We start from the raw sequence: 23,819 nt of genomic DNA, 5'->3' as shown, positions 1-23,819 counted from the left end.
ATCACCAGTTCTTGGATATGCCAACGTGCAGATAACGTCCGTAGGTTTCGTGCAACGCGCTCAGATAATTGCCCGAGGCATTGAGCGGCGGTTCTTCATCGAACAGGTTGCGTGCGCCGACTTCCACCGAAGTGCCTTTGAGGCGCCCTTCGTTGAAATCCCTCTTCACCGACAGCGCCCACCGCTGGGTGGCCTTGACGACGTAGGGCGTGCGGTCGGAATACGCGCCGGCCTTGACGCTGCCGATGTAATCGTCGCGCAGGCGGACCGTCCAGTCCTGCAGGTTCCAGATGAACGTGGCGCTACCGCGCCATTCCGGCTTGGCGCCGTTGATGCCGACCTCGTTGGCCGCGCCCAGGTCGGGCGCGATGATGTTCAACTGCCCGTTCCCGATGGCGGCCGCCACCTGCTGGATCTCGGCCGGCTTCTGCTGGGTGTATTCCTTGAGCTGACTGACGCTGAGCAGGACCGCGAAGCTGCCCCACGCCGTGTCGCGCACGCGCCAATTGAAGTTGTAGTCCACGCCCGAGGCCGTCAGCGGCCGGCGGTTCTGGTAGCGGTTGTAGATGTGCGTCACTACGCCCGCCGGCGCAAGCCCGGACCCTTCAAACAGCGCCGCGTCTTCGGCGGTCACCGCTGCACGCACTACGTTGGGATTGCTGCTGCCTTCCACCACGCGCAGGTATGCGTCGTACAGCAATTCCTCGCCCAAGGTGTTGATCGGATTCTCCACTTCCACCCGCCACGCATCCACGCTCAGGCTGATAGCGCCCAGCCGCTCCGGCAGGACTTGCGGCTCCAGCACCGCGCCCCATGACGACTGGCGGGTGGTCTCAGGCTTCACATCATCGCCGTAGGAGGTTACCGCGCTCACCGACGGCTTGACCTGCGAACCGCTGCTGTAGGCATTCAAGCAGGCGGTGTAATCGGGCTGCACCCCCTTGCTGATCAACGCATGGCAGCGGATCGCATCGTTGTTGAAGCCGAACCCGTAGGTCGGCGGCGAGTTCACCAGCTCCAGCCCCGGCGCGCGGAAGCCGCCGCTGACCGAGCCACGCAGCAGCACGCTGTCATTCACCTTCCAGGCCGCCGCCAGTTTCGGCTTGGCCACCTTGCCGGCATCGCTGTAATCCTCCCACCTGCCCGCGATCTGCAGGTCCAGAGACTGCACCAGCGGCACCTCCTGCGCAGGCGAGATCAACGGCACCGCGAGTTCGATCAGGGCGGATTTGACGTTGCGGCTGCCATGAACATCCGGCCGCGGGCTATGCGTGAAGAAATTGCTGGCCGCGACGGTGCCGGTGTACCAATCCGTATACGGACGGCTGCCATCGATGTTTTCGTCGCGATCATCGGTGCGGCTTTCATAGCGGTACTCTACGCCCGCCGCCAGGCCGATGTCACCGGCGTACCAGCTGAACAGGTCCGGACGGTTGATCTTGAAGTCCCACAGTGCCAGCTCGGTCGTGCCTTCGCGGGTCGCCTCGCCAATGAACGCCGAGGTGTCGTAGGGCGTGGCATCCCCCACCCGAATGCTGGCCGGATCACCGCCACTGAACGGGTTGTAGGCATCGGCGTCGGTGCGGTTCACGGCGGCGATGAAGGCATCGGTCAGCGCGCCCTGCTGCGTGTCGGTGCTGCGGGCGCGGGAGTACAGCAAGGCCGTTTCCCAGTTCCAGCCCCCTTCGGTCCATCCGCGAAGGCCCAGCAGGACGCGCGACTGATCGTTGTCCACCTTCACCCGGCGGATCCCCGAATCCGCGAACTGGTAGTTCAGCAGCCGGATCGCATCGGCACCGCGCAGGGACTCGGGCACCCAATACGCATCCGGCCGGATGTGCAGCAGGAACCCGTCCCCGCCGAAACCCGACTCGCTGCTCACCCAGGATTCGGAGGTGGCCCGGTAGTAGCCCAGCTCACCGAACAACTGCATGCTGTCGGTGAGATCGAAGCGACCGCTGGCGAACACATTTCCCTTGCGGATGGACGGTGACGAGGTGATGCCCGGCTCGGCGGCCGAATCATAGTGATAGCGCGTTGGCACCGTGCCGGAAATCAGCGCGCCGGTGGCCGGGTCGACGTGCCAGCTGCCGGTGCGCCGGCCATTGGCATACGTGTCGAAATGACCCCACGGCGTTCGCGTGCTGAAGCCGGCCGTGCCGTCGGGATCGGGCACGCTGGTGCCATCGCCCAACGGCCGGCGACCGTCGGTCGCGGTGAACCAGGCATCGGAATTGCGCTGCGCCGTGCGCCGGGAGACACCATACAGCACCGAGATGTTGCCGCGGCCGTTGGCAAAATCACTGCCGAAGTAGCCGTCCAGCGAGACATCTTCGCGGTGGCCGTCCGAGACCTTGCCGTAGTTCAGCTTGATGCCACCGCCATTCTGCAGGTTGCTCGGCGTCACCAGATCGACCACGCCGGCCACGGCGTCGGAGCCGTAGATCGAGGCCGCACCGTCGAGCAGCAGGTTGACGCGCTCCAGGCCGAAGGTCGGAATCGCATTGGCGTTGTAGGTGGTGTCATCGCCGCTGTTGCTGATCGGGTGCTGCACGGTACGCCGGCCGTTGATCAGCAGCAGCGTGTACTTGGCGCCGAGGTTGCGCAGGTTGATCGAGCCCACGTCGCCGCGGGCGACATTGGAGTTCCGCCCTGCGTTGGTGGTGCCCTTTTCCGTGACGGCGACATCACCGAACTGCGGCAGGCTGCGGAACAACTCGTTGCCGTTGGTGGCCCCGGTGGCATCGATCTGTTCCCGGTCCACGGCCACCACCGGCAGCGCCGCCTGCGCGCCGCCACCGGCGATCTGCGAGCCGAGCACCGAGACCTTGTCCAACAGCCGGGCATCGGTCCGCTGCCTTTCCGGATCAAGCGCCGCCTCTTCCGCCGCCTGCGCCCCGGGCGCCAGCAGCGTGCACAGGGCAAGCGCCAGACGGCCGCGACGCGGCAGCAGCCCCTGCACGTCGTACCACGGATGCTTCACGGCCGGCTGCGAACGAAGAACGCGCGTCATTGAGTAGTCCCAAGTCGTTTTCTGAGGGCACGGCGGACCCGGGCGTCCCCGCCCACGGTGTCCCCGGGAGAATCGCGGCCGGCAGGGCCGCGGCGCGCAGGTGCGCTTAGTCGTTCACTTCCGCATACGCGCCGCGGACGATGCGGCCTTCCAGCTTCTGCTCGTCCTTGACCAGGTTGTAGAGCGGACAGGTAGCTTCGACCGACTGACGCAGCGCGTCGATCTCTTTTTCGGACGCCGGCGATTCAATCCGCACCTTGTAGCGGATGTCGCTGTAGCGGGCCGGCGCGCGGACATTGCTGCCGAAGCGCGGGCTTAGCTGCCCATCAACGGTGAGTTCCAGCGCATCCAGCAGCACGTTTCGTCCCGCCGCCTGCACCTCGAAAATGTGGGTCAGGCAGGTGCCGGTCACGCCGAGCAGGTGTTCCTCCACCGTGGGCGCAAGCCCGTAGCCAAGCAGGCCGGGCGCGCTGTCGTGCAGTTGCTGGTGGTAGCCATCCTTGCCCAGGAACACGCGACGCAGCCCGGTACGCGGTTCGACATGGGCACGCGCCACCAGCGTTTCCGGCTCGGCTTTTTCCTTGCCGGCGGCCGGCTTGCCTTGCCTGGCCAGCACGGCCGGGCGCTTCTCTTCGGTGATGAAATCACGCAGGCCAGGCGGAAGCCCGGGATCGCGCACCGCCGCGCTGTGGATGTATTCGACCTCGGCGTGGCTGACCTGCTGCGGCTGTGTCACCAGATCGATGGCCGAGGAATTGGCGTGCACCGCGCGCTTGAGCGTGTCGAGCTGCGCATCGGTGGCCGGCGAGTCGATGTAGGCCACGTAGGAAAGATTGTTGGGATACGCCAGGGTCTCGCTCTTGCGCTCCGGGATGCTGGTGAACACCACATCCAGCGCATCCAGTGGTACGCCCTGCACGGCCGCCTGCACGATGTACTCATCGGCCACCGAGCTGGCCAGCGTGCCGACCAGCGAATCCCAAGAACCGGCGCCTAGGTTGTAGCCTGCGTAATTGCGGCCACTGTCGCTGATGTACTGGAACTCGCCGGTCGGCCCGATACGCAGGCGGCGTACGCCGGAGCGGCTTTCGGCGATGACCTTGGCATGGATCTTCGTGGGCGGCACCACCCGCGCCGACTGTGTCTGGATGGCAGCGCGCTTGGCCGTCAGATAATCGCGCAGTGGTGATGCCTTGTCCTGCGCCGCAGAGGTGAGCGGGACCGCCAACAGCAGTGTGGCAGACAGGAGGGTCGCGGCGACAACTTTGCGCGGCGGCGCATAACGGGCGATGGACATGGGGGGGGGTGGGCTCCGGAAGCGATCTGAACAAGAGCCCACTCTTTCATGTTCGAACGCCACGTTTAAATAACTGTTGGCAATTCCCATATTAGTGGGGGGGCGACAGGAACCATGGCCGACTGGCTCCTGCCCCAGTTCCGAGCCGGCATCGATTGCTGAGAATCCCTTTTTGATGCATCGCACCCATCGCTTAGGCAACTGCGCCCATCGAGCCAGCCCGAGGGTGTTCGTCCACTCGATCCTTGACGCGAGCTTGCAAGCGTACGCGCCCATCCATCCAATTCGACCCCAGCTCGGACTCCATCGAGCGGGTGCAGCGGGGGGCGGCGCGGCTATAGTTCAGCGCTTGCAGCCTAAGCGAGCCATCCGTGGAGACGCGAGGCCAAAGCGCGTTCCAGCAGGGCCTTCGGCATCGCGCTCACGGGAACCCTGAAATGCCGACGCTGGATGCGGGGGCGACCGGCTCTAAGCCAGACGACGAGATAACTGAGCATTGACATTGGGATCTTGGCACACGCCTACCTGGTTGAACGGCTATGGTCCCGCCAGATAAGGCTTGAGGGTGCTCTCGCACCACATTCTGAAAGTTGTGGGCGTGCTGTTTTGTGCTGCCCTCTCCACACCCAAATCAAGTCCCTCACTTTTTGCACGCGCCATCGAAGCCATCCCCTCTGCCATCGCGCTAGAGAAGCCAAAGCGTTCGAACTGATCCTTGTAGCTGGCAAGGGAAATTTGTTCATAGGCTATGTGACGGCCGAGAACCTCGCTCATCACCCTTGCCATCTGATCGAATGAGATATTCTCAGGCCCAAGCACGGGGACCTCGGCTTGGCCTTCCCAAGAGTCATCGAGCAGCCACCTCGCCGCCACTGCCGCAATGTCGTCTGTCGAACAGGACGGCAGTTCAATATCTCGGGGTATCGGTAGAGAGAAGACGCCCCTATCTCGTAGTGGTCGCCCCTGCATGAGCACGTTGTCCATGAATGAGGGCATCGCAAGCGCTCTCTGATGCACGCCCGTACTCGAAATAAGGTCGTCCATGGCGAGCGACGCGGTCACATAGCCGGCATCGGCAGCTTGAGGCGTGTTTCGCCCCAAAGCGGTGACCTCCACCACCTGAGTGATGCCGGCCGCTTTGATTTCAGCTGCAGCAGGCCGGGTGAAGCCGACATAGGCTTCAATCACGCTTCCCGCCGCAGGATCCGCCGGGACCAGCCAAAACAGCTTTTGTGCCCCTCGAAATGCTCGCTGCACTGTAGGCGCGTCTGCATGGCTTCCTTGCACGACCTCAACTCGCGAGCGCACTGCGACCGGTAGTTTTGAAGGGTCGCGGACAATCACCCGCACGGGTGCCTCCGCTGCGAGCAGTCTAGGAATCAACCGGCTACCGATCTGACTGGTTGGTGCCGTTACAACAATCATCGGGCGCTCCTAACGAGGTGAACCAGAGAGCGAAGCGGCTGGTTGGCCCCCTTCGTGTGGAAGCAGCTTAGTCTTGTGCTTCGAACGAATCATTCTTTATAGTCCTAATTATTTGCGCGATCGTTCAGCCCATGGATCCTCTCTCCGACCTGCTCTCCCTCTTGCATCCGGTCGCAACAGTCTCTTCTGGCTTTAGAGCCGGGGGAGCATGGTCAGTCGAGTTCTCGGATCAACATGGCCAGATCAAGTGTTACGCAATCCTCGAGGGAGCCTGCTGGATGGCCGTGGACGGGGTTGAAGAACCTTGGCGATTGGCAGAGGGTGATTCATTTGTGCTTCCCCGAGGTCGTCCGTTTCGGCTTGCTAGCGATCTCTCCTTACCCCCCATCGACTCATCCACGCTTTTTCCTCCGGCTAACCGTGGGGGCGCGGTAGTTTTGGCGGATGGGGCCGGGTTTTCTTTAGCTGGGGCCCGCTTTGCTGTAACTGGCAGTCAAGCTCCTTGGCTGCTGGGCCTTCTTCCGCCGGCGATTCATCTGAGAGTCGCAGACGACCGGGCGGTCCTGCGGTGGGCGGTCGAACGCATGATGCAAGAAATGCGCGAATCGAAGCCAGGAGGAATGCTCCTGGCCCAAAATCTTGCCCAGACCATGCTCGTTCACGCCCTGCGGGCACATCTTAGTGAGGCAGGCGCTAGCGGGGCGGGTTTGCTGGCCGCGCTGGCTGACCCGCGACTGAGCCGAGCGCTCCAGGCTATTCACGCTCACCCAGCGAGGAAATGGACGTTGCGCAGCCTTGCGGCCGAGGCCGGGATGTCCAGGACTGTCTTCGCCACCCAATTCCGGGCTGCAATGGGGGAGACCGCAATGCTGTATCTGACGCGCTGGCGAATGGCTCTGGCCTGCGACCACCTCGAGCACTCGAGGGAGTCGGTTGCTCAGGTGGGATCTTCGCTTGGATACGATTCAATTAGCGCGTTTTCCACTGCCTTTAAGCGCGTCCTAGGCATTTCTCCACTGAAATATAAGACGGCCTTGAGCAACCAGCCACGGCACGTCCCCTCAACCCACCCACCATGATGCTGCGCCTCCTTCGGCTTTTTCTCGGCGGGGGAGTCTGTTGCCCACCAGTGCGTGTAGCTCAGAGCACGCGCACCCAATGATGCAGCTCGCTAGGGATCGTTTAGGGCGCGAGGTGCTGCAAGCTACGGCACTATCTATCCGGCAGCGCCGGCTGGGCGCCTAGACCGTTACAATCATTACCCGCCTCCCGCCCGCTGTTACGGGCATACAAGGCCACCACAACGCAAATACACGGTCCTTTGCCGCCGTCGACCTCCGACGCTGAGCTTTTATTCCTCCACCAGTGCGGGCCATACGCTGTGCCCGTATTTCAGTCAGGACACAAGAGTGAGGTGAATTGTAGACCCTCAGTCTCAGCGAGGAGCCGCGAGCTACCGAACAGAGGCCTCCACGGAGTGGACAAGGCCCGCTACGTGGCATACAGGCCCCGATGGGCCCTAAGGCTTGCGAGCACATCTTGCCGCTCCTGCAATTCAGCCGCTAGATCCAGGACGTCCGCGCCTCAACGGGTGTCGGATCCTATGCCTTCGGCCATACCATCGCCGTCGCACGCTGGCGCCAGAACATGTCCGATGGAGACGCTTCCTTAATCGCGGTCCGCTCTGTCCGTACATTACAAGCACCTGTCCGCCCGCCTTTAACGGCCTTGGACACAACCCGCACCAGGCACGCCCACCCACAGGACCGGGTCTCGCCTAAGCATCCATGCGCCGACTCCCACCCAAAATTTCTTGCTATGCCTGCCCGTCGGGCAAGCGGTGTGGCGCTGGCTGAGCCGTAGTACTGCCATTCCGAGCTCCAATCGATCCACGGCGGGCCATTGATCAGGGCTGGCGCCCGCGGCGCCGGACGGCCAATATTTGGCCTACCACAGCGGTGAGAAGGATTAAGCTATTGGTGACCACAAAGACCGTCGATCCCATCAGGGCGCTGTAGGCGATGAACAGCACCGAAGCGATCATTTGCCCGATGAAGAGCCACGTAGATACCGCTTCCACCGACCCTGCTTGGTGTTGCTTGTAGATCTGTCGAGACAAGGTGGCAATGAGCACGGCCGTGGCGGCCCATCCGAGTAGGTCTGCCGGCATGGTGTTCATCGCACAAGCGCCTGCGCTCGCAGCCGCGCCCCACGAGTTCTCAAAACGTCACGCTCCAATTCTTGTAGAAAGCTACTGAAACCCTGCGGGGCCCTTGCCGAGCGTCGGGCGCTTGTATAGACCACGGGCCGAGCGCGCCAAGCGATGCTTATTTGCGAACGTTCAAGGGCCTGCACCAAGGCTACGTCCTCGCCGGTGACCAAAGGCTGGAATCCCCCGACTTTCTCATAAGCCGCAGCGCCGAGCCCCAAGTTGGCGCCGTGGATGTGACGATGTCCATCGCACGGCAGCTCGCGGCCAGTAAAGGCTTCACGCACAGCCGGCGGATAGTCGAGCCAGTCGGTCACTTCCACTACCCCACAGAATGCGTCAGCGTCGCATGCCACCTGCTTCCACAGCCAATCCGGAGGCACAACCGTGTCGGCGTCGGTGCTGGCAATCCAACGTGCACCGAGGTCAAGCGCATGGCGGGCCGCCGCCGCGCGAGCGGCGCCTACGCAACGCGCGTCGAGCGCGACCGCAGCTGCACCGTGGAGAGCGCACACCGCGGCCGTGCCATCGGTACAGGCATCTAGCGCGACAACGGCTATCACCGGCTCGCCGCCCAGACCTGGGTGTCCTGCAGCGGCGTTGACCGCCTCAAGGCAGCGCCCCATGTCCGCCGCTTCGTTGTGCGCCGGCACGATGACCGCGATCACCGAAGTCGCCCACCACGGGCCGCTCTGCACGGCCCTGCGCTCAACCCAAGCGGCAGTGAGTCGACGTCTAGGCAGGCCAGCTCTTGAGCAGGCCCTATGCAAAAAAGACGGTTCATTTGTTAGGGGATAAGGATCACCTTGCGGCAGTCCTCCTCCTTACGGTCGAAGAGTTCGTAGCCACGGGCGGCTTCTTCGAGTGGAAGACGGTGGGTGATGATCACTCCTGGGTCGAGCGCGCCTTCCCCGATGTAGTCGAGTAGTTCAGGCATCAGACCCTGCACGTGGGTCTGGCCCATCTTGAAGGTCAGGCCCTTGTCGAACGCATCGCCAAGCAGGAATCCGTGCACATAGCCGGCATAGACGCCGGGAATGCTTACCGTGCCGCAGCGGCGGGTGGCGGCGATGCACTGGCGAATCGCCGCCCCACTGCTGCCTTCCACCTTCAGCGTGGTCAATGCCGATTCGAGCGCGCTGCCTTCGGCTTCAAAGCCGACTGCTTCGATGGAGGCATCAACGCCGCGCCCATTGGTCTGCGTAATGATGTATTGCGCCGAATCTTCGATCTGGCTGAAATCAACTGGGGTCACGCCGTAGGTCTGCGCGGCGAACGCCAGCCGGTAGGCCAGATGATCGACCATAAAAATGGTCTCAGCGCCCAGCAAACGACAGCACGCGGCGGCCATCAATCCTACCGGGCCGGCCCCGAAGATTGCCACCGTAGACCCCGGTTTGACGCCTGCGTTGAGCGTGGCCTGGTAGCCGGTCGGAAGAATGTCCGACAAGAAAAGCACCTGCTCGTCGGGCAGTGCATCCGGCACTCGCAGCGGGCCCACGTTTGCCTTCGGAACCCTTACGTACTGAGCTTGCCCGCCGGAAACGCCGCCATATAGATGGCTGTAACCGAACAGCGCAGCCGGTGGTCGGATGCCCTTCTGGTTCACGGCCGCGCCTTTGCCGGTGTTGGTGCTCTCGCAAGCTGCATGTTCAGCCAGTTTGCAGTGGAAGCACTCGCCGCAAGCGATGACGAACGGCACCACAACGCGGTCGCCCGGCCTTAGGTCGGTCACGCCACTGCCCACCTCCTCCACGACACCCATAAACTCATGGCCCAGCACGTCCCCGGTGTGAAGATCAGGGATCTTGCCCCGGTAAAGATGAAGGTCAGAGCCGCAAATCGCGGTAGCGGTGACGCGCAGGATCAGGTCATCTTGTGCCGCTAAGGTGGGGTCCGGAACGGTGTCCACCCGGACGTCCTTGCTGCCGTGGTAGGTCAATGCGCGCATCGGCGGGTCCTCATGACGTGAGCGGTGCAACCACAGATACCCGTGACGACGTCCCCACGCGGTGACTGCGATGTAGTGAAAATGTGGAGTCCGCCAAGACGCAGCGCTCATGGCGACGGGGGCAGCATATGTTTGACCTCAAGCGTGGAGCGACCCATGAGCAAACTGCCCCTCAATCCCGGCGCCGACGTGGATGACCAGGACAAAGCGCACACCCCGGACAAGCTCCGGAACGATGACGCCACGTGGAAAGACAAGGACATGCCTGAGGCGGAACACACCGCCAAACCGGGAGATTACGAGCGTCCGGCAAAGCCCTGAGGGCCGGCTCCGGCGATTCCACCCCATTCAGGAGAGCCAGATGGCCTTGATCCATTCGATTTTGATGGGAGCCGTCGCGGGAATGCGCGCGATGACCCCTTTGGCCGCAGTGACCAATGCCGCGCGGAGCGGTAACTTGCCCGCCGACAACGGTGCCCCTCGCCTTCTGGCCAACAAGCTCGCTTCCGCAGGGATGCTCGCGTTGGCAGGCGGTGAGCTCGTTGGTGACAAGATGAAAACGGCCCCCGACCGCATCGTTCCGGCAGGCATGGTTGCGCGCGTCGCTACCGGGATGATTGCAGGCGCGGCGCTCGCTCCCCATCGGCAGCGAAAGCTGGGCGCGCTTCTGGGTGCCGGCGCCGCCGTTGGTATGGCTTATGTGACCTTCAACCTGCGCATGCGGGCGATCACCCGCTACGGTCAAAGCAGCACAGGAGCCGTGGAAGACGCCATTGCCGTCGGCAGTGCTGCCCTCATCACACAATGGGCTGCCGGGGGCGCCAAACCGAGAGGACGTCGCGGATGAACCTCAATGAGCCCACGTCCCTCGGTCGGCGGTGCTGGGCTATCGCCGAGGGCTACATCCCTGCGTGGAGCAACGGGCCGGAACCAGAGCTACAAAGCCACGAGACCTGCTGCATCCTCAACACCGGTTCCACCGATGCGGCGATCACCCTGACCCTGTATTTCGAGGATCGCGACCCGCAGGGCCCTTACCGCTTCACCGTCCCCGCCCGGCGCACGTGTCACAAGCGCTTCAACGATCTTGAAGTGCCTGCCCCGGTGCCCCGTGGCGTGGGTTTTTCGTGCGTCGTCGAATCCGACGTTCCGGTCGTCGTCCAGCACACCCGGCTCGATTCGCGCCAAGCCGAGAACAGCATCATGACGACCATCGCCTACCCGATCTGACCCTCCGGTCGATCAGGCCCCTGCACATCGCATCGACATCACTGGGCCGCGACGTTTACCAAGGCGTCCGCACACTGACTTTTCCTCAACCCCATAGAGGCTCAGCCAATGCCCGTGCCCAACTACCCGAAGCCGCCATTCAAGGCGCAGCAGCAGTCGTTTCCCGGCAAAACCGACAAGCTCGACCCTCGGCCAGACCACGGTGAGGACAGCTACGTTGGTCACGGCATGCTGAAAGGCAAGAAAGCGCTGATTACCGGCGGCGACAGCGGTATTGGTGCGGCAGTAGCCATTGCCTACGCCCGGGAAGGCGCCGATGTGGCTATCGCGTTCCTTGAGGGCGAGGAGAAGGATGCCGCCAGCATTGGGGCCCTCGTAGAAGAGGCGGGCCAGAAGGCCGTCCTGTGCCCCTGCGACATCAGCGACGACGCCCAGGCTGAAGCGCTCATCGAGCAGGTCACTCGCGAACTTGGGGGCTTGGACATCCTGGTCAATAACGCCGCGTATCAGCGCTACTACGAATCCTTCGACGACATCACCCTGGACGACTGGCGAAAGACGTTCGATACCAATGTGCATGCCGTCTTTAACCTGACACGTCTGTGCGTGCCGCACCTGCAGGACGGCGGCTCGGTCATCAACACCGCCTCGGTCAACTCCAAGAAGCCCACCCCGAACATCCTGCCCTACTCGGCCACCAAGGGCGCGGTGGCCAATCTCACCATCGGCCTGGCCGGTCTTCTCGCCGAGAAGGGCATCCGTGTCAACGCGGTATTGCCCGGCCCGATCTGGACGCCCTTCATTCCCGCCGGCATGGCCGCAAAGGAAGTTGAGCAGTTCGGCAGCCAGACCCCGTTTGGTCGTCCCGGCCAGCCGGCCGAGCTCGCCTCGGCCTACGTGATGCTCGCTGCCGACAGCGCGAGCTACACCTCCGGCGCACTGCTTACCGTCTCCGGTGGCGCGGTCACCCTGTAAGGCCTGTTCTCCCTCCTCCCCCAAGGATTCCAATGACTTCTCGCAACCAATACGACATGCAGAACCCGCTGACCCAGTTCCCACAGCCGACCTACCCGGCCCAGGTTCAAACCCCGCCCGGCACTGTTCATGAGCTCAATCCGTCGGCCGACCATGGCGAGAAAAGCTACGTGGGCCTGGGGCGCATGAAGGGTCGCAAGGCGCTGGTGACCGGCGCCGATTCCGGCATCGGCCGCGCAGTGGCCATTGCCTTCGCGCGCGAGGGCGCCGACGTGGCGCTGAACTACCTTCCCGACGAAGTAGACGACGCTGCCGAAGTGGTGGCGCTGATTGAAGCCGAAGGCCGCAAGGCGATCGCCATCCCGGGTGACCTCCAGGACGAGCAGTTCTGCGGCGACTTGGTGGCGCAGGCGGTCAAGGGGCTGGGCGGGCTGGACGTGGTCGCCAACATCGCCGGCAAACAATTGGCCGTGGAAAAGATCGAAGACCTCACCACCGAGCAATTCGACGCCACCTTCCGCACCAACGTGCACGCGCTGTTCTGGGTGTGCAAGGCTGCCCTGCCGCATTTGCCCGCCGGCGCGACGATCATCAACACCGCGTCCATCCAGGCGTATCAGCCATCGCCCAACCTGCTGGACTACGCCCCCACCAAGGCGGCCATCGTGAACTTCACCAAAGCCCTAGCCCAGCAGGTGGCCGAGCGCGGCATCCGCGTGAACGCGGTTGCTCCGGGTCCGATCTGGACGCCCTTGCAGCCGGCCGGCGGCCAACCGCCTGAGGCAATTCCCGAGTTCGGCTCGCAGACCCCGCTGAAGCGGGCGGGCCAGCCGGTAGAAATGGCCTCGACCTACGTGCTGCTGGCCACCCAGGAGTCGAGCTACATCACCGGTGAGGTGATCGGCGCCACCGGCGGCATGCTGCTGCCGTGACCGCTGGCTCCAGCGATGCCAATAGCGTGCCTGCTGAGCGCGACGCGGACGGGTATGCGCCCATCCAGTCCTACGCCGCCATTGGCGATGGGCGCTCCAGTGCGCTCATCGCGCCGGATGGCAGCATCGACTGGTGGTGCGCCCCCTGCATGGACGCACCGCCCTTGCTCGACCGCCTGCTCGATGCCCCGGCCGGCGGTCGTTTTGTGGTCCAAGCCCGCGACGTTGAGCAGGTGCAGCGGCGCTACCGCGACAACAGCAACGTGTTGGAAACGCACGTCCGCACCGCCACCGGCCTGGCCCGGGTGACCGAGTCGCTCAACAGCGGCCCGGCCGGGCGGCTGCCCTGGTCCGAGCTGGCCCGCCGGTTGGAAGGCGCGGAGGGAGAGGTCACCTTCGACCTCCTCTACCAGCCCGGCACGCGCGCCGGAATCTGTACGCCCTGGATGAGCGACACCCCGAACGGCTGCGTGCATCACGCCGGCCCCGTCATGACGATGCTGCGCTACTCCGAACGCGTGCAGATCGACACCTGTGACGACCGGGAACTCCGCGGCAGCCTGACGCTTCGGCCCGGCGACCGGGAGATCATCGCGCTGCTGGCTTCGCAGGACGAAGTGCTCCCGGTTCCGCCTTTAGTGGATATCGATACCCGCATCGACCGCTCCGATCGGGAGTGGCGCCAGTGGGTGGACGACCTGCACTGCGACGCAAGCCGCCGCGAGGAAGTCATCCGATCGGCGCTGGCGCTCAAATTCCTTTGGTTCGCGCCCACCGGGGCCATCGCCGCGGCGGTGAGCGCGTCGCTGCCCGAGCGCATCGGCGGCGACAAGAACTGGGACTACCGCTACGCTTGGGTTCGCGACGCCGCATACGTCATCAAGACCTTCCTGCGCGTGGGTGCCCTGCCCGACGCCAAGGCCGGCTTCAGCTGGCTGATGACCACCATCGGTCGCCACCGTCCCGGGCTTGCGCCGTGCTACACCCTTCGCGGCGAGCGGGTCGAAAAGGAACGCTGCATCGACGTGCCGGGCTACCGCAACAGTCAACCGGTGCGCGTGGATAATGCGGCCTCTGAGCAGTTGCAGACCTGCGCCTATGGCGACGTTTTGGAAATGGCGAGCCGGATGATCGAAGCCGGCCACATCCTCGACCCCACAACTGCCCGGCTCTTGTTCGAACTGGCTGACGAATGCGCCGACAACTGGATGCGCAAGGACAGCGGCTTCTGGGAACTGGGCGACGCGCAGCACTACACGATGTCCAAGGTGGAATGCTGGATGGCGCTCCGCCGAGCCTGCGAACTGGCCGAAGCTGGCCACATCACCACTGCCCGTCTGCCGCGCTGGCAGCGCGAGAAGGACCGCATCCTGGACTGGATCGACGAGCACTGCTGGGATGAGGCAAAGCAGAGCTACGTGATGCATGCCGGCAGCGACCGGCTGGACGCGAGCCTGATGCTGGCGTCGCGCTTCGGCTTGGGCGAAGTGCGCCGGGAGCGTTTCATCGCTACTCGGGAGGCCATTCGGCGCGAACTGTCGGATGAAAGCGGCGATCTGCTATGGCGCTACAGCGGCATGCAGGACTGCGAAGGGACGTTCATCAGCTGCTCGTTCTGGATGGTGGAAGCCTACGGCCTGCTGGGAGAGGCAGAAGAAGCGGATCGCTTGTTCGGATCGTTGCTGGCCCGCGTCCAGAACGACGTGGGGCTTATGCCGGAGATGTGGGATCCCCAAGCCGATGAAGGGCTGGGCAACACGCCGCAGGGTCTGAGCCACTTGGCCTTGGTGCATGCTGCTTATGCGGTGGATGGCGAGTAGCGCTGCGCACCCACTTGGGCCGATGTTCCCCGGGACGTTGAAAGGGCCGGCGCGAGAGCTGGCTCTATCCCAAGTCGCTACCGCTTCGGGTATGCACTGCCTCTGTTCACACTCACCTAGCACCTATCCGGCCGTTGGTGGCTGGCCTCGCCCCGCCTCTTCTAGGTAATTTGCGAAGGGCCAGTCTCCCAGTTGCTGCGCCAGCGAGAGGGCATCCCCTTCCTCCACATCCGCGCCATATCGAATGAGGACGGACGCAACAGAGATCTTCGCGTCAATCTTCATCTCTTCTGCCCTCACCAGCCAAACCAGCGGCGGCTCATCGCCTTCGTCTTCGGTGAAAGGATAGCAGTTGGGATTTACTCCGCGGCCTAGCAACGCCTCAACCAGCTCAATGTCGCCCTGAACACAGGCGTGATGCAACTGCGGGTAGGCCAAAGCCTTGCCGCGGTCAATGACGGCCTTCGGGAGCTGCTCGACCGCTTGGCACATTTGTCTAAAAGCTTCTCGAAACTCAGGGAGGGTCACATAGAGTTTGCCCCGCCCGTCAGCTATCGCCTTCGGCAGCAGTTCCATGGGTATCTCCTTTTCAATCCGGGCTGGCGTGCTCGGGCCCGCGCCCAACCATCCTATACCCACCGGCGTCCCAGTCACAAAGAAAAGGCCAGGTCGCGGCGCGCAATGCCCCCATCCAAGCATCATAGCGTTTGGCGACATAAACCGAGTATTGAGCCCTATGCCTGGGGCACCCTTGTCAGTTCGAACTTCCTCCCCACCGTAGCTATTTGAGCACTTTGGCGCTCTTCCCTACAGGCAGGTCCAGTGCAGGCCTGCCCTCCTCATCCCAATGCACTGGCTGCACGCGCGGCGAACGTTCGGATGTACAGCCCATTTCAGGGCCCGGATTGGCGTGATACACGATCCATGGCGTTCCGTCACTCATCTGAAAAAACCCGTTATGCCCCGGCGCATATACATTGCCGGCCGGGTTCTTCGCCAAGATAGGGCGCTTTTCCTTGGACCACGCCTTTGCATCCAAGGGGTCTGCGCCTGCTTTGGCGTGCAGCAGGCCAATGGCGTAATCATCGGACCAGCAGGCGCTGCCTGAGTAGGTCAAGAACAGGTCACCGTTCGGGCCCTGCAGGAATTCGGGACCTTCCAGGATCTGCCGGCCACCCTTCCGCTCCCAGGTCTGGTCGGGGCGCGCGATGATGGTTTCCGCTCCAGTCAGTGTCCAAGGGTTGGCCATGGCCACGACGGCCAGCACGCTGTCCGGGCCAACATAGGGGGAGTAAACGAAATAGCGCTTTCCCCCGGTGCTAAAGGTCGTGCCATCGATTCCAGGATGGGAGGTGGCCAAGCGGCCGCGGTCGCGCCATTCGCCGGTGGTGGGGTCCGCGCTGATGTTCTCCAGCACGAACACGCCGCGGTGTGCGTCTTCCTGCCCTTCGGCAATGCCGCTGGCGGCGGCCGTGTAATAGATGTACCACTTGCCCTCGATGCGGTGCAGTTCCGGGGCCCAGATCGAGGTGGCATTGGGTCCGGTCGCTGGTGGCCGCCACACCGTGATTTCCTGTGCAGTATCAAGCTTGGCAAGATCGGTGGTGGCGCGGATCGCCAGCCGGTCGCCGTGTGTGCCCATGTAGTAGAAGATCTGGCCCTCGCGGGTGATCCAAGGGTCCGGCCCGGACAGCAGAAGCGGATTGTCCGTTGCCGGCGTTATGGCGGATACGCCGCCCGATGCCTGCAGGAGCGCCGTGACTACCAGCGCACGAAGCGTGCCATTGAACATCTTCCCCTCCCGTGGAATGCCGCGCTGACAGGCTTGCCAGCGCCGCACAACCAAATCATATAATCGGACAATAGGCAACACTCCGTCCGCCTTGAGGATTCGCCATGCAGCAGCGTCACACGGACAGCATCATTGGCATCAACTGGGGCAGCTCCAATCTGCGGGCCTACCTGATCGGGGCCGATGGACGAAGGCTGGACGCATACGAGACGCCCGCCGGGGTGGCAATGCTGCAGCGCGAAGGCATGGCCGCCGCCGCCGATGCGATCCGGACACGGTGGCCCGACGCGGGCCATGCCTATGCCGCCGGCATGATCGGTTCCAACGTTGGGTGGATCGATGCCGGCTATGTGGATTGTCCTGCGGGCGTTGAGGCGGTCGCGCTGAGCTTGGTATCCGCCCGCATCGGTAAGCTGGACGTGAGCATCGTGCCCGGCATGGCATGCGTGCGCCCCGTCGACGGGGCGCACGATGTCCTGCGTGGTGAGGAAACAGAGTTGCTGGGCTTGCTCAGTGGTGGAAACATCGACCTTGATGCCATTGTCGCCCTGCCCGGTACGCACACGAAGTGGATACAGCTCATCGATGGGCGTGTGGACAGTTTCATGACCTCAATGTCGGGTGAGCTGTTCGACCGTTTGGCCAGCGCCGGCCTGCTCGCATCCGTGCTTGAGGGGCCCGGCACACCCGGGCCGGCCTTTGCCGAAGGTGTGCGCGCGGCGGCAACCGGCCCCCTCGGGTTGGGTGCCCTGCTCTTTGGCGTTCGCGCGAGGATGATCCGGGGTGCGCTGCCTCGCGATCAAACTAGTTCGTACCTGCGCGGCCTGCTGGTCGGCGCGGAGATCGCCGACGCGTTGGCGCTGTTTCCTTCCCTGAGAGATGCGTCGGTGCCCTTGGTCGGTTCCGGTCCGGTCAACCGGCTCTACCAGGCGGCATTGGCCGAACTGGGCATCGAAGCGCAGCCAACAGCGTCGCCGGACGCTGTGGTGCGCGGCTTTTCGGCCATTCATGCCATGACTGCCGCAGCGCAGTGACGGTCCGCATTGCACGCTTGTTGCGTCGCAACGTGCGTATTGTCTGATTATATGTTTTTGTACGCTCCACGACATCGAGAGGGGTCTTGAGCAATGCGTGCTGGTAAGGGGAAAAAAGCGGGATTGATCGGCGTATTGGCACTTTCCGCAGTGGGTGTCGCCGAGGGCCAGGAGCGGACGGTGGTGGGCAAGTTGCCGGATGGAACACAAGTGGAAACCATCCTGCTGCGCGATGGCAGCGGCATGCAGGCGCGGGTGCTGACCCTGGGCGCGGCACTGCATTCGCTGGAAGTCCCGGACCGCGATGGTGCGTTCGCCGACGTGCTCCTGGGCGACAAAGACCTGCAAGCCACGCTGGACAAACCACAGTACTTCGGCACCATCGTCGGCCGGTTCGCCAACCGGATTGCCAAGGGCCGCTTCACTCTCGATGGAAAGACCTACCAGGTGCCCGTCAACAACGGTCCCAACAGCCTGCACGGTGGAACCCGGGGGTTCGACAAGGTGGTCTGGCAGGTCGTGGACGTCACCCCGGAGCACGCTACCTTGCGGCATGTCAGCCCGGATGGCGACATGGGCTTTCCCGGCACACTCACGGTCACTGCGACCTATGCCTTGAAGGGCAATGGCCGGCTGGAGATCGACTACAGCGCCACCACCGAGGCGCCCACCATCGTTAATCTCAGCAACCACTCGTACTGGAATCTTTCCGGTGAGGGATCGGGCTCGGCGATGGAGCACGAGCTGACCATTCCGGCCAGCGCCTATACGCCGGTGGATGCGACGTTGATTCCCACTGGGGTGCTGCAGCCGGTGGCAGGGACCGCGTTCGATTTCCGCACGCCCAAGGCGATCGGTCGCGACCTGCGCCGGGGCGACGAACCGCAACTGCTGCACGGCCAAGGCTACGATCACAATTGGGTCATCAGCAAGGCACCGGTGCGTGAACTGCGGGAAGTTGCCCGTGTCCACGACCCGCGCTCCGGTCGCGTGATGACGCTGCTCTCCACTCAGCCAGGGCTGCAGTTCTATTCGGGCAACTTCCTAGATGGCAGCACGGTGGGCAAGAGTGGCCGCGTGTATCGCCAAGGCGATGCGATCGCGCTGGAACCGCAGTTGTTCCCCGATACCCCGAATCAGCCGGCCTTCGGTTCGGCACGACTGGCGCCGGGTGAGACCTATCTGAACCGGATCGTCTACGACTTCACTACGGACCGCGCTGCCAACCAACGCCGCTGATCCCGCGCCCTGCGCACCTGCCGGTCTCTGTGCCGGCACCACCACCACGTAGCGCCCGCCTCCCGGTTTCCGCCAGGACGGGCAGCTCATGATCCAAGGAGATGCATCTGATGCGAAAGTGGCCTTCCCTCTTGCTGGCGACGTTGCTCGCCGTTGCGCCCATGGCGCATGCGACCGAAGCCGCACGCTGGACGCCGGCGCAGGCTGAAAGCTGGTATGCGAAGCAGGAATGGCTGGTGGGGGCGAACTACACCACCTCCAACGCCATCAACCAGCTGGAAATGTTCCAGGCCGACACTTTCGACCCGGAAGCCATCGACCGCGAGCTTCGTTGGGCGCACGAGCAGTTCGGCATGAACACCATGCGCGTGTACCTCCACGATCTGCTCTGGCAGCAGGACCCGCAGGGCTTCATCAAGCGCGTGGATACGTTCCTGAGCATCGCTGAAAAGCATGGCATCCGCCCGATGCTGGTGCTGTTCGACAGCTGCTGGGACCCGGACCCGAAGCTGGGCCCGCAGCACCGCCCGATTCCCGGCGTGCACAACTCCGGCTGGGTGCAGAGCCCGAGCCGCCACATGCTGGTGGACCCAGCCAACGACAAGCACTTCCGCGAGTACGTGGAAGGCGTGGTCGGCGCATTCGCCAACGACAAGCGCGTGCTGGCCTGGGACCTATGGAACGAGCCGGACAACCCCGGTGGCGGCAACTACATGGACAAGCAGTTGAAGGGCGAGCAGGAGCGCATCGCCGGGCTGTTGCCCCAGATCTTCGATTGGGCGCGTGCCCAAAAGCCGGTGCAGCCGCTCACCAGCGGCGTGTGGATCGGTGATGACTGGTCACCGGGCGCCGCCTCGCTCACCTCGATCCAGCGCACGCAGCTGGAGCGCTCGGACGTGATCACCTTCCACAACTACGAGCAGCCTGAAGCATTTGTGTCCCGCATCGAGCAACTGCGCAAGTATGGCCGCCCGCTCATCTGCACCGAGTGGCTTGCCCGCGGCGCCGGCTCCAATGTGGACACGATCCTGCCGATCGCCCGCCGCGAGAACATCGGGATGATCAACTGGGGCTTCGTTGACGGCGCGATCCAGACCCGCTTCCCTTGGGACAGCTGGCAGCGCCCGTACACGATGGAGGCACCCACCGTGTGGTTCCACGACCTGCTCAACGCCGATGGCACGCCGTATCGCGCTCGAGAGGCGGAGCTGTTCCGCACCCTGGCAAAAACGCCGCGCAAGTCCGTTCCTGCCTTCTGACACCTGACGGCCCGCCATCGACCGATGGCGGGCCACCCGCCGCGCTCGCTTTCCGGAATCCGGAGATACCGCCATGACTCGCCATTCCTCCCGCACCCTGCTCTCCCTGGCCATCCTGTCCGCCCTTGCCCTGCCTGCCCTGGTGCAGGCGCAGACTACGGGTGCGGTAAATGTGGCCACGCCTGACCCGGCTGCGCAGCCCACCGCCGTTGACCTGGATACCGTCACGGTTACCGCGCTGCGCCAGAGCCTGCAGACCGCCCAGACGATCAAACAGGAAGCGGCGATGGTGGTCGACTCGATCGTCGCCGAGGACATCGGCAAGCTGCCCGACAACAGTGTGGCCGATGCGCTACAACGCGTAACTGGGGTGCAGATCGCCCAAGGCAGCCAAGGCGAAACCACCGGCGTTGTGATCCGCGGACTTCCCAACGTGATCAGCACGTTAAACGGCCGCGAGATTTTCAGCAGTTCCGGTCGTGGGTACGCGTTCCAGAACCTGCCGGCCACCGCCATCAAGAGTCTGAACGTCTACAAGAGCAGCGAGGCCAGTTTGCCGCTCGGCGGCATCGCCGGCCTGGTGGATATCCAGCTGCGCCGGCCACTCGACTTCGATGGCGCTGAAATTGCTGGCACTGTCACCGGCACCCACAGTAAGTACGCCGGCGACATCGATCCTTCGGCCAGCCTTCTGCTGAGTAATCGCTGGGACACCGACGCCGGTGAGATCGGTGCGATGGTCAACTTTGGCTACATCGGCAAGCGTTACGCCTACGACGCAGTCTGGGGCGACTTCCCGAAGGTGCTGGAGAATCCGGACGGCTCGCCGATGCGGACCGATGACGGCAACCTGATCGCTGCGCCCAACGGCTGGGGCACCAACTACAACCATGGCGACCGGAAGCGCAGCGCTTTCAACTATGCCTTGCAGTGGAAACCGAGCGAGAACACCGAGGTCTACGTTGAAGGTCTGTACGACTACGTGCGCGACGACTATGACCAGGCATTCCTTTTCAGCTTCCCGGTCGGGGTGGTGCCGCCCACCGGGCTGCAGGTAGGTGGCAACTGCTATCCCAACCAGCTGGCGGGCCCGCTCTCGGGTCAGACCATCTGCGATGCCACTAATGGTTCCTGGACCGGTGATACCTACGCGGCCAGCAGTACCCAGGCTCACAAGCAGCGCGGCCAGGACATTCAGAACGCGCTCGGCTTCAAGTGGAATGGCGACCAGCTGCACCTCTCCACCGAGGTCGCGCGCACGTCCGGCTATTACCGCGATGAGAACTTCATCATCGATACGTTCTTGAGCGGTCCGATCACAACGGTGTGGGATGGCACGGCGGGCAATCATCAGAATTGGCACCTGGCGGGCGACCCGGCCATGGATCCGTCACGGTTCTATCTGAATGGTCTCTTCCAGACTTGGGGCGAATCCCGCGGTGAAGAGAACAGCTGGCGAGGAGATGGCAAGTTCGATTTCCTGGACGGCCCGATCGCATTCCTGCAATTCGGCCTCCGCTACGCAGACCGCAACGCCAGCGCCAAGGGCAGCGTGGAAATCAGCACGCCGCCGCCGGGTGGCGCAGGCACCGGCAACATCACCGCGAACCCGAACCCTGCCAACCAGGTGGTGGGGCTGTTCCCGGCGAACAGCTTCTTCTGCAGCAAGCGTGGCAACTCGGCACTGAGCCAGTCCTTCCTCACGCCCTGCTACGACTACCTGATCAACAACGCGGATGAACTGCGCGCTTATTACGGCCTGCCGGATGGCCTGGCTGCCGAAAACCCCGGTCGCTTCTTCGACATCCAAGAACGCAAGTCGGCTGGCTACGTGCAAGCCAAGTACGATTTTGATGTATTCGGCCTGCGTGTCGATGGCTTGGTGGGCGTGCGCGCAGAGAAGATCAAGCGCGACCTCAATGCCTTCTCGTTCGATGCCAGCACCGGCGTCTACAGCGCTATCACGCGGAATACGCAGGACACCAATACGCTGCCCAATGTCAGCTTGAATTTGCACTTCAATGATGCCTGGCAGTTGCGCGTGCTGGCCGCGAAGACGCTGAGTTACCCGGACTTCGGTGCGCTGAACCCGTCGATCTCGCTGAACCCTGGCACTGTCAATCGTGCGGGTGTGGCCAGCAGCGGCAACCCGGACCTGAGCCCGATCAAGTCGACCAACTACGACATGTCGCTGGAGTGGTACTTCTCGCCGGTGGGTTATGCCAGTGCGGGCGTGTTCTATCGCGATATCGATGGCTACATCCAGAACTACATCACCAATGTGGTCATCGCCGGTGAGGACTATGAGCTCTCCTCGCCCCAGAGCGCCGGCAGCGGCCATCTGCAGGGCGTGGAACTGGCGTATCAGCAGACCTTCGACTTCCTGCCGGGTGCATGGAGCGGCCTGGGCGCGCAGCTGAACTACACCTACATCGAGGGCGACACCAAATCGCCGGAGTTCATCGGTGGCCCGGTGATTTCCCGCCCGCTGCAAAACGTATCCAAGAACAACTACAACGCCGTGCTCTTCTACGAGAACTTCGGTCTATCAGCTCGCTTGGCCTACGGCTATCGCAGCCGCTACATCGACTTCTTCACCCAGCCGACCGTTGCTGGAACCGAAGACCAGGTCGAGCCGGCCAGCTCGCTGGACTTCTCGATCAGCTACGACGTGACCCCTCGCGCCACCGTGGTGTTCTCGGCGACCAATCTGCTGGGCAACAATCTGCACCAGTTCTGGGGCAGTGGCGATACGCGGCCGCGCGACATCCGCTACCAGGATAAGACTGTGGCCATGGGCTTCCGGTTCAAACTGTGATGACGGCCGCCCCCATGTCAAAGCAAGCCACCCTGCCGAACCCCTTTTGTCGGATAATAGGAGTGACCGCGCTCAGCGGAGCACCAAGCCAAAGGGGTGTCTGTGAAACGGATCGAGCTACGCAACCTTCACGATCAGGTTACCCAGGAGATCGGGCAGCGCATCGTCAGTGGCACGATCAAGCCGGGCGATTACCTGCCCAAGGAAGAGCTCTTGGCACAAACCTTGTCGGTGAGCCGCTCGGCCCTTCGCGAAGGGTTGAAGGTGCTCGGCTCCAAAGGGCTGATCGAAACGAAGCAGAAGACCGGTTCACGGGTGCGCGAGCCCCGATTCTGGAAGCAGCTGGACAGCGACATCCTGGCGTGGCGCTGCGCGCTGATGCCAACCCAGGACTTCGTGGACAAACTGGTGGAAATGCGCGAAGTGATCGAACCTGCGGCGGCCGCCTCGGCAGCGCAGCGGCGTTCGCCCGCGCAACTGGCCAAGATCAAGGCGGCCTACCAGGCGATGGCCGACGCGCCGGACCAGGACGCGTGGGCCAAGGCGGATCTCTCCTTCCACGAGAGTGTGCTGGAGGCCACCAACAACGAGCTGCTGAGCTCGTTGTTCTCGGTGATCGACGCCGCGCTGGGCACGTTCTTCCTGCTCTCGGCGCAGACTGCCAAGGACTTCAAGTACTCGCTGCCGCGCCACTTCGACGTGTACGACGCGATCCGGCTGAAGCAGCCGGACGCAGCGCGCGTGGCCATGTTGGACATGATTGCCGATTCCCGCGCCAACCTGAAGGGAATTCGCGCCCCACGCAAACCCCCTCGCTGAAGGATT

At 63.4% G+C, this 23,819-nt stretch carries 20 protein-coding genes; 12 read left to right on the top strand and 8 right to left on the bottom strand.

Translation table 11 applies throughout. The features are described from left to right. Position 1: 1 nt before the first annotated feature. The 3 genes from ACPEH1_RS03790 to ACPEH1_RS03780 form a co-directional block, all read right to left on the bottom strand. Positions 2-3,013, bottom strand: a complete 3,012-nt coding sequence (locus ACPEH1_RS03790; RefSeq protein ID WP_423715288.1) for a TonB-dependent receptor domain-containing protein — start codon at positions 3,011-3,013, stop codon at positions 2-4. A gap of 106 nt (positions 3,014-3,119) precedes the next feature. Further along, positions 3,120-4,310, bottom strand: coding sequence for an OsmC family protein (locus tag ACPEH1_RS03785; RefSeq protein WP_423715286.1), 1,191 nt, complete (start codon positions 4,308-4,310; stop codon positions 3,120-3,122). A 537-nt stretch (positions 4,311-4,847) separates the two neighbouring features. Next, a complete protein-coding gene (locus ACPEH1_RS03780) occupies positions 4,848-5,735 on the bottom strand; it encodes an NAD(P)H-binding protein (RefSeq protein WP_423715284.1) in 888 nt (295 codons plus the stop codon). A 131-nt stretch (positions 5,736-5,866) separates the two neighbouring features. Here ACPEH1_RS03780 and ACPEH1_RS03775 point away from each other — a divergent pair, with 131 nt between their 5' ends. Beyond that, positions 5,867-6,814 (top strand): AraC family transcriptional regulator, encoded by a 948-nt coding sequence (locus ACPEH1_RS03775; protein WP_153165299.1) that lies wholly within the window; start codon positions 5,867-5,869, stop codon positions 6,812-6,814. Between the two features lie 827 nt (positions 6,815-7,641). On the opposite strand, the gene ACPEH1_RS03770 is transcribed toward ACPEH1_RS03775, so the two are convergent. From ACPEH1_RS03770 to ACPEH1_RS03760, 3 genes are all read right to left on the bottom strand, one after another. Next, positions 7,642-7,905, bottom strand: a complete 264-nt coding sequence (locus ACPEH1_RS03770) for a PQ-loop domain-containing transporter (RefSeq protein ID WP_423715307.1) — start codon at positions 7,903-7,905, stop codon at positions 7,642-7,644. Positions 7,906-7,910: 5 nt separating this feature from the next. Continuing rightward, positions 7,911-8,612, bottom strand: a complete 702-nt coding sequence (locus ACPEH1_RS03765) for a glycosyltransferase (RefSeq protein WP_423715283.1) — start codon at positions 8,610-8,612, stop codon at positions 7,911-7,913. A 119-nt stretch (positions 8,613-8,731) separates the two neighbouring features. Beyond that, positions 8,732-9,895, bottom strand: coding sequence for a zinc-dependent alcohol dehydrogenase (locus ACPEH1_RS03760; protein WP_423715282.1), 1,164 nt, complete (start codon positions 9,893-9,895; stop codon positions 8,732-8,734). A 156-nt stretch (positions 9,896-10,051) separates the two neighbouring features. Between ACPEH1_RS03760 and ACPEH1_RS03755 the strand changes: the two genes are divergently transcribed. The 6 genes from ACPEH1_RS03755 to ACPEH1_RS03730 all read left to right on the top strand — a co-directional run bounded on the left by ACPEH1_RS03755 (position 10,052) and on the right by ACPEH1_RS03730 (position 14,852). After that, the gene (locus ACPEH1_RS03755; RefSeq protein WP_423715281.1) at positions 10,052-10,216 is read left to right on the top strand and encodes a hypothetical protein; all 165 of its coding nucleotides are present in this window, start codon (positions 10,052-10,054) and stop codon (positions 10,214-10,216) included. A 40-nt stretch (positions 10,217-10,256) separates the two neighbouring features. Beyond that, a complete protein-coding gene (locus tag ACPEH1_RS03750) occupies positions 10,257-10,742 on the top strand; it encodes a DUF4126 domain-containing protein (protein WP_423715280.1) in 486 nt (161 codons plus the stop codon). Further along, positions 10,739-11,125, top strand: coding sequence for a sensory rhodopsin transducer (locus ACPEH1_RS03745; protein WP_423715278.1), 387 nt, complete (start codon positions 10,739-10,741; stop codon positions 11,123-11,125). The genes ACPEH1_RS03750 and ACPEH1_RS03745 overlap by 4 nt, the downstream gene beginning before the upstream one ends. 108 nt (positions 11,126-11,233) lie before the next feature. Then, a complete protein-coding gene (locus ACPEH1_RS03740) occupies positions 11,234-12,100 on the top strand; it encodes an SDR family oxidoreductase (RefSeq protein WP_423715276.1) in 867 nt (288 codons plus the stop codon). A 32-nt stretch (positions 12,101-12,132) separates the two neighbouring features. Beyond that, positions 12,133-13,032 carry an SDR family oxidoreductase gene (locus tag ACPEH1_RS03735; protein WP_423715274.1) on the top strand — a complete coding sequence of 300 codons (900 nt, stop codon included), beginning with the start codon at positions 12,133-12,135 and terminating at the stop codon, positions 13,030-13,032. Further along, positions 13,029-14,852, top strand: a complete 1,824-nt coding sequence (locus ACPEH1_RS03730) for a glycoside hydrolase family 15 protein (protein ID WP_423715273.1) — start codon at positions 13,029-13,031, stop codon at positions 14,850-14,852. The genes ACPEH1_RS03735 and ACPEH1_RS03730 overlap by 4 nt, the downstream gene beginning before the upstream one ends. Before the next feature lie 123 nt (positions 14,853-14,975). On the opposite strand, the gene ACPEH1_RS03725 is transcribed toward ACPEH1_RS03730, so the two are convergent. Further along, positions 14,976-15,428, bottom strand: a complete 453-nt coding sequence (locus ACPEH1_RS03725) for a hypothetical protein (protein ID WP_423715271.1) — start codon at positions 15,426-15,428, stop codon at positions 14,976-14,978. A 205-nt stretch (positions 15,429-15,633) separates the two neighbouring features. Continuing rightward, positions 15,634-16,644 (bottom strand): glycoside hydrolase family 43 protein, encoded by a 1,011-nt coding sequence (locus tag ACPEH1_RS03720; RefSeq protein ID WP_159496176.1) that lies wholly within the window; start codon positions 16,642-16,644, stop codon positions 15,634-15,636. Between the two features lie 104 nt (positions 16,645-16,748). On the opposite strand from ACPEH1_RS03720, the gene ACPEH1_RS03715 reads away from it, so the two are divergent. From ACPEH1_RS03715 to ACPEH1_RS03695, 5 genes are all read left to right on the top strand, one after another. Next, positions 16,749-17,678 (top strand): 2-dehydro-3-deoxygalactonokinase, encoded by a 930-nt coding sequence (locus ACPEH1_RS03715; RefSeq protein ID WP_423715269.1) that lies wholly within the window; start codon positions 16,749-16,751, stop codon positions 17,676-17,678. Positions 17,679-17,813: 135 nt separating this feature from the next. Then, positions 17,814-18,917: an aldose epimerase family protein gene (locus ACPEH1_RS03710; RefSeq protein ID WP_350463485.1), complete on the top strand. Its 1,104-nt coding sequence runs from the start codon at positions 17,814-17,816 to the stop codon at positions 18,915-18,917. Between the two features lie 161 nt (positions 18,918-19,078). Continuing rightward, positions 19,079-20,176, top strand: a complete 1,098-nt coding sequence (locus tag ACPEH1_RS03705; protein ID WP_423715268.1) for a cellulase family glycosylhydrolase — start codon at positions 19,079-19,081, stop codon at positions 20,174-20,176. Between the two features lie 73 nt (positions 20,177-20,249). Continuing rightward, entirely contained in the window at positions 20,250-22,994 is a 2,745-nt protein-coding gene (locus tag ACPEH1_RS03700; RefSeq protein ID WP_423715267.1) for a TonB-dependent receptor, read from the top strand. A 102-nt stretch (positions 22,995-23,096) separates the two neighbouring features. Beyond that, positions 23,097-23,813, top strand: a complete 717-nt coding sequence (locus ACPEH1_RS03695) for a FadR/GntR family transcriptional regulator (protein WP_423715266.1) — start codon at positions 23,097-23,099, stop codon at positions 23,811-23,813. Positions 23,814-23,819: the final 6 nt, after the last annotated feature.

This window comes from Stenotrophomonas sp. NPDC077421 (genome assembly GCF_049545505.1).
Classification (GTDB): domain Bacteria; phylum Pseudomonadota; class Gammaproteobacteria; order Xanthomonadales; family Xanthomonadaceae; genus Stenotrophomonas; species Stenotrophomonas nematodicola.
The sequence above is the reverse complement of the archived record's forward strand: the minus strand, read 5'-3'. Positions and strand labels throughout refer to the sequence as shown.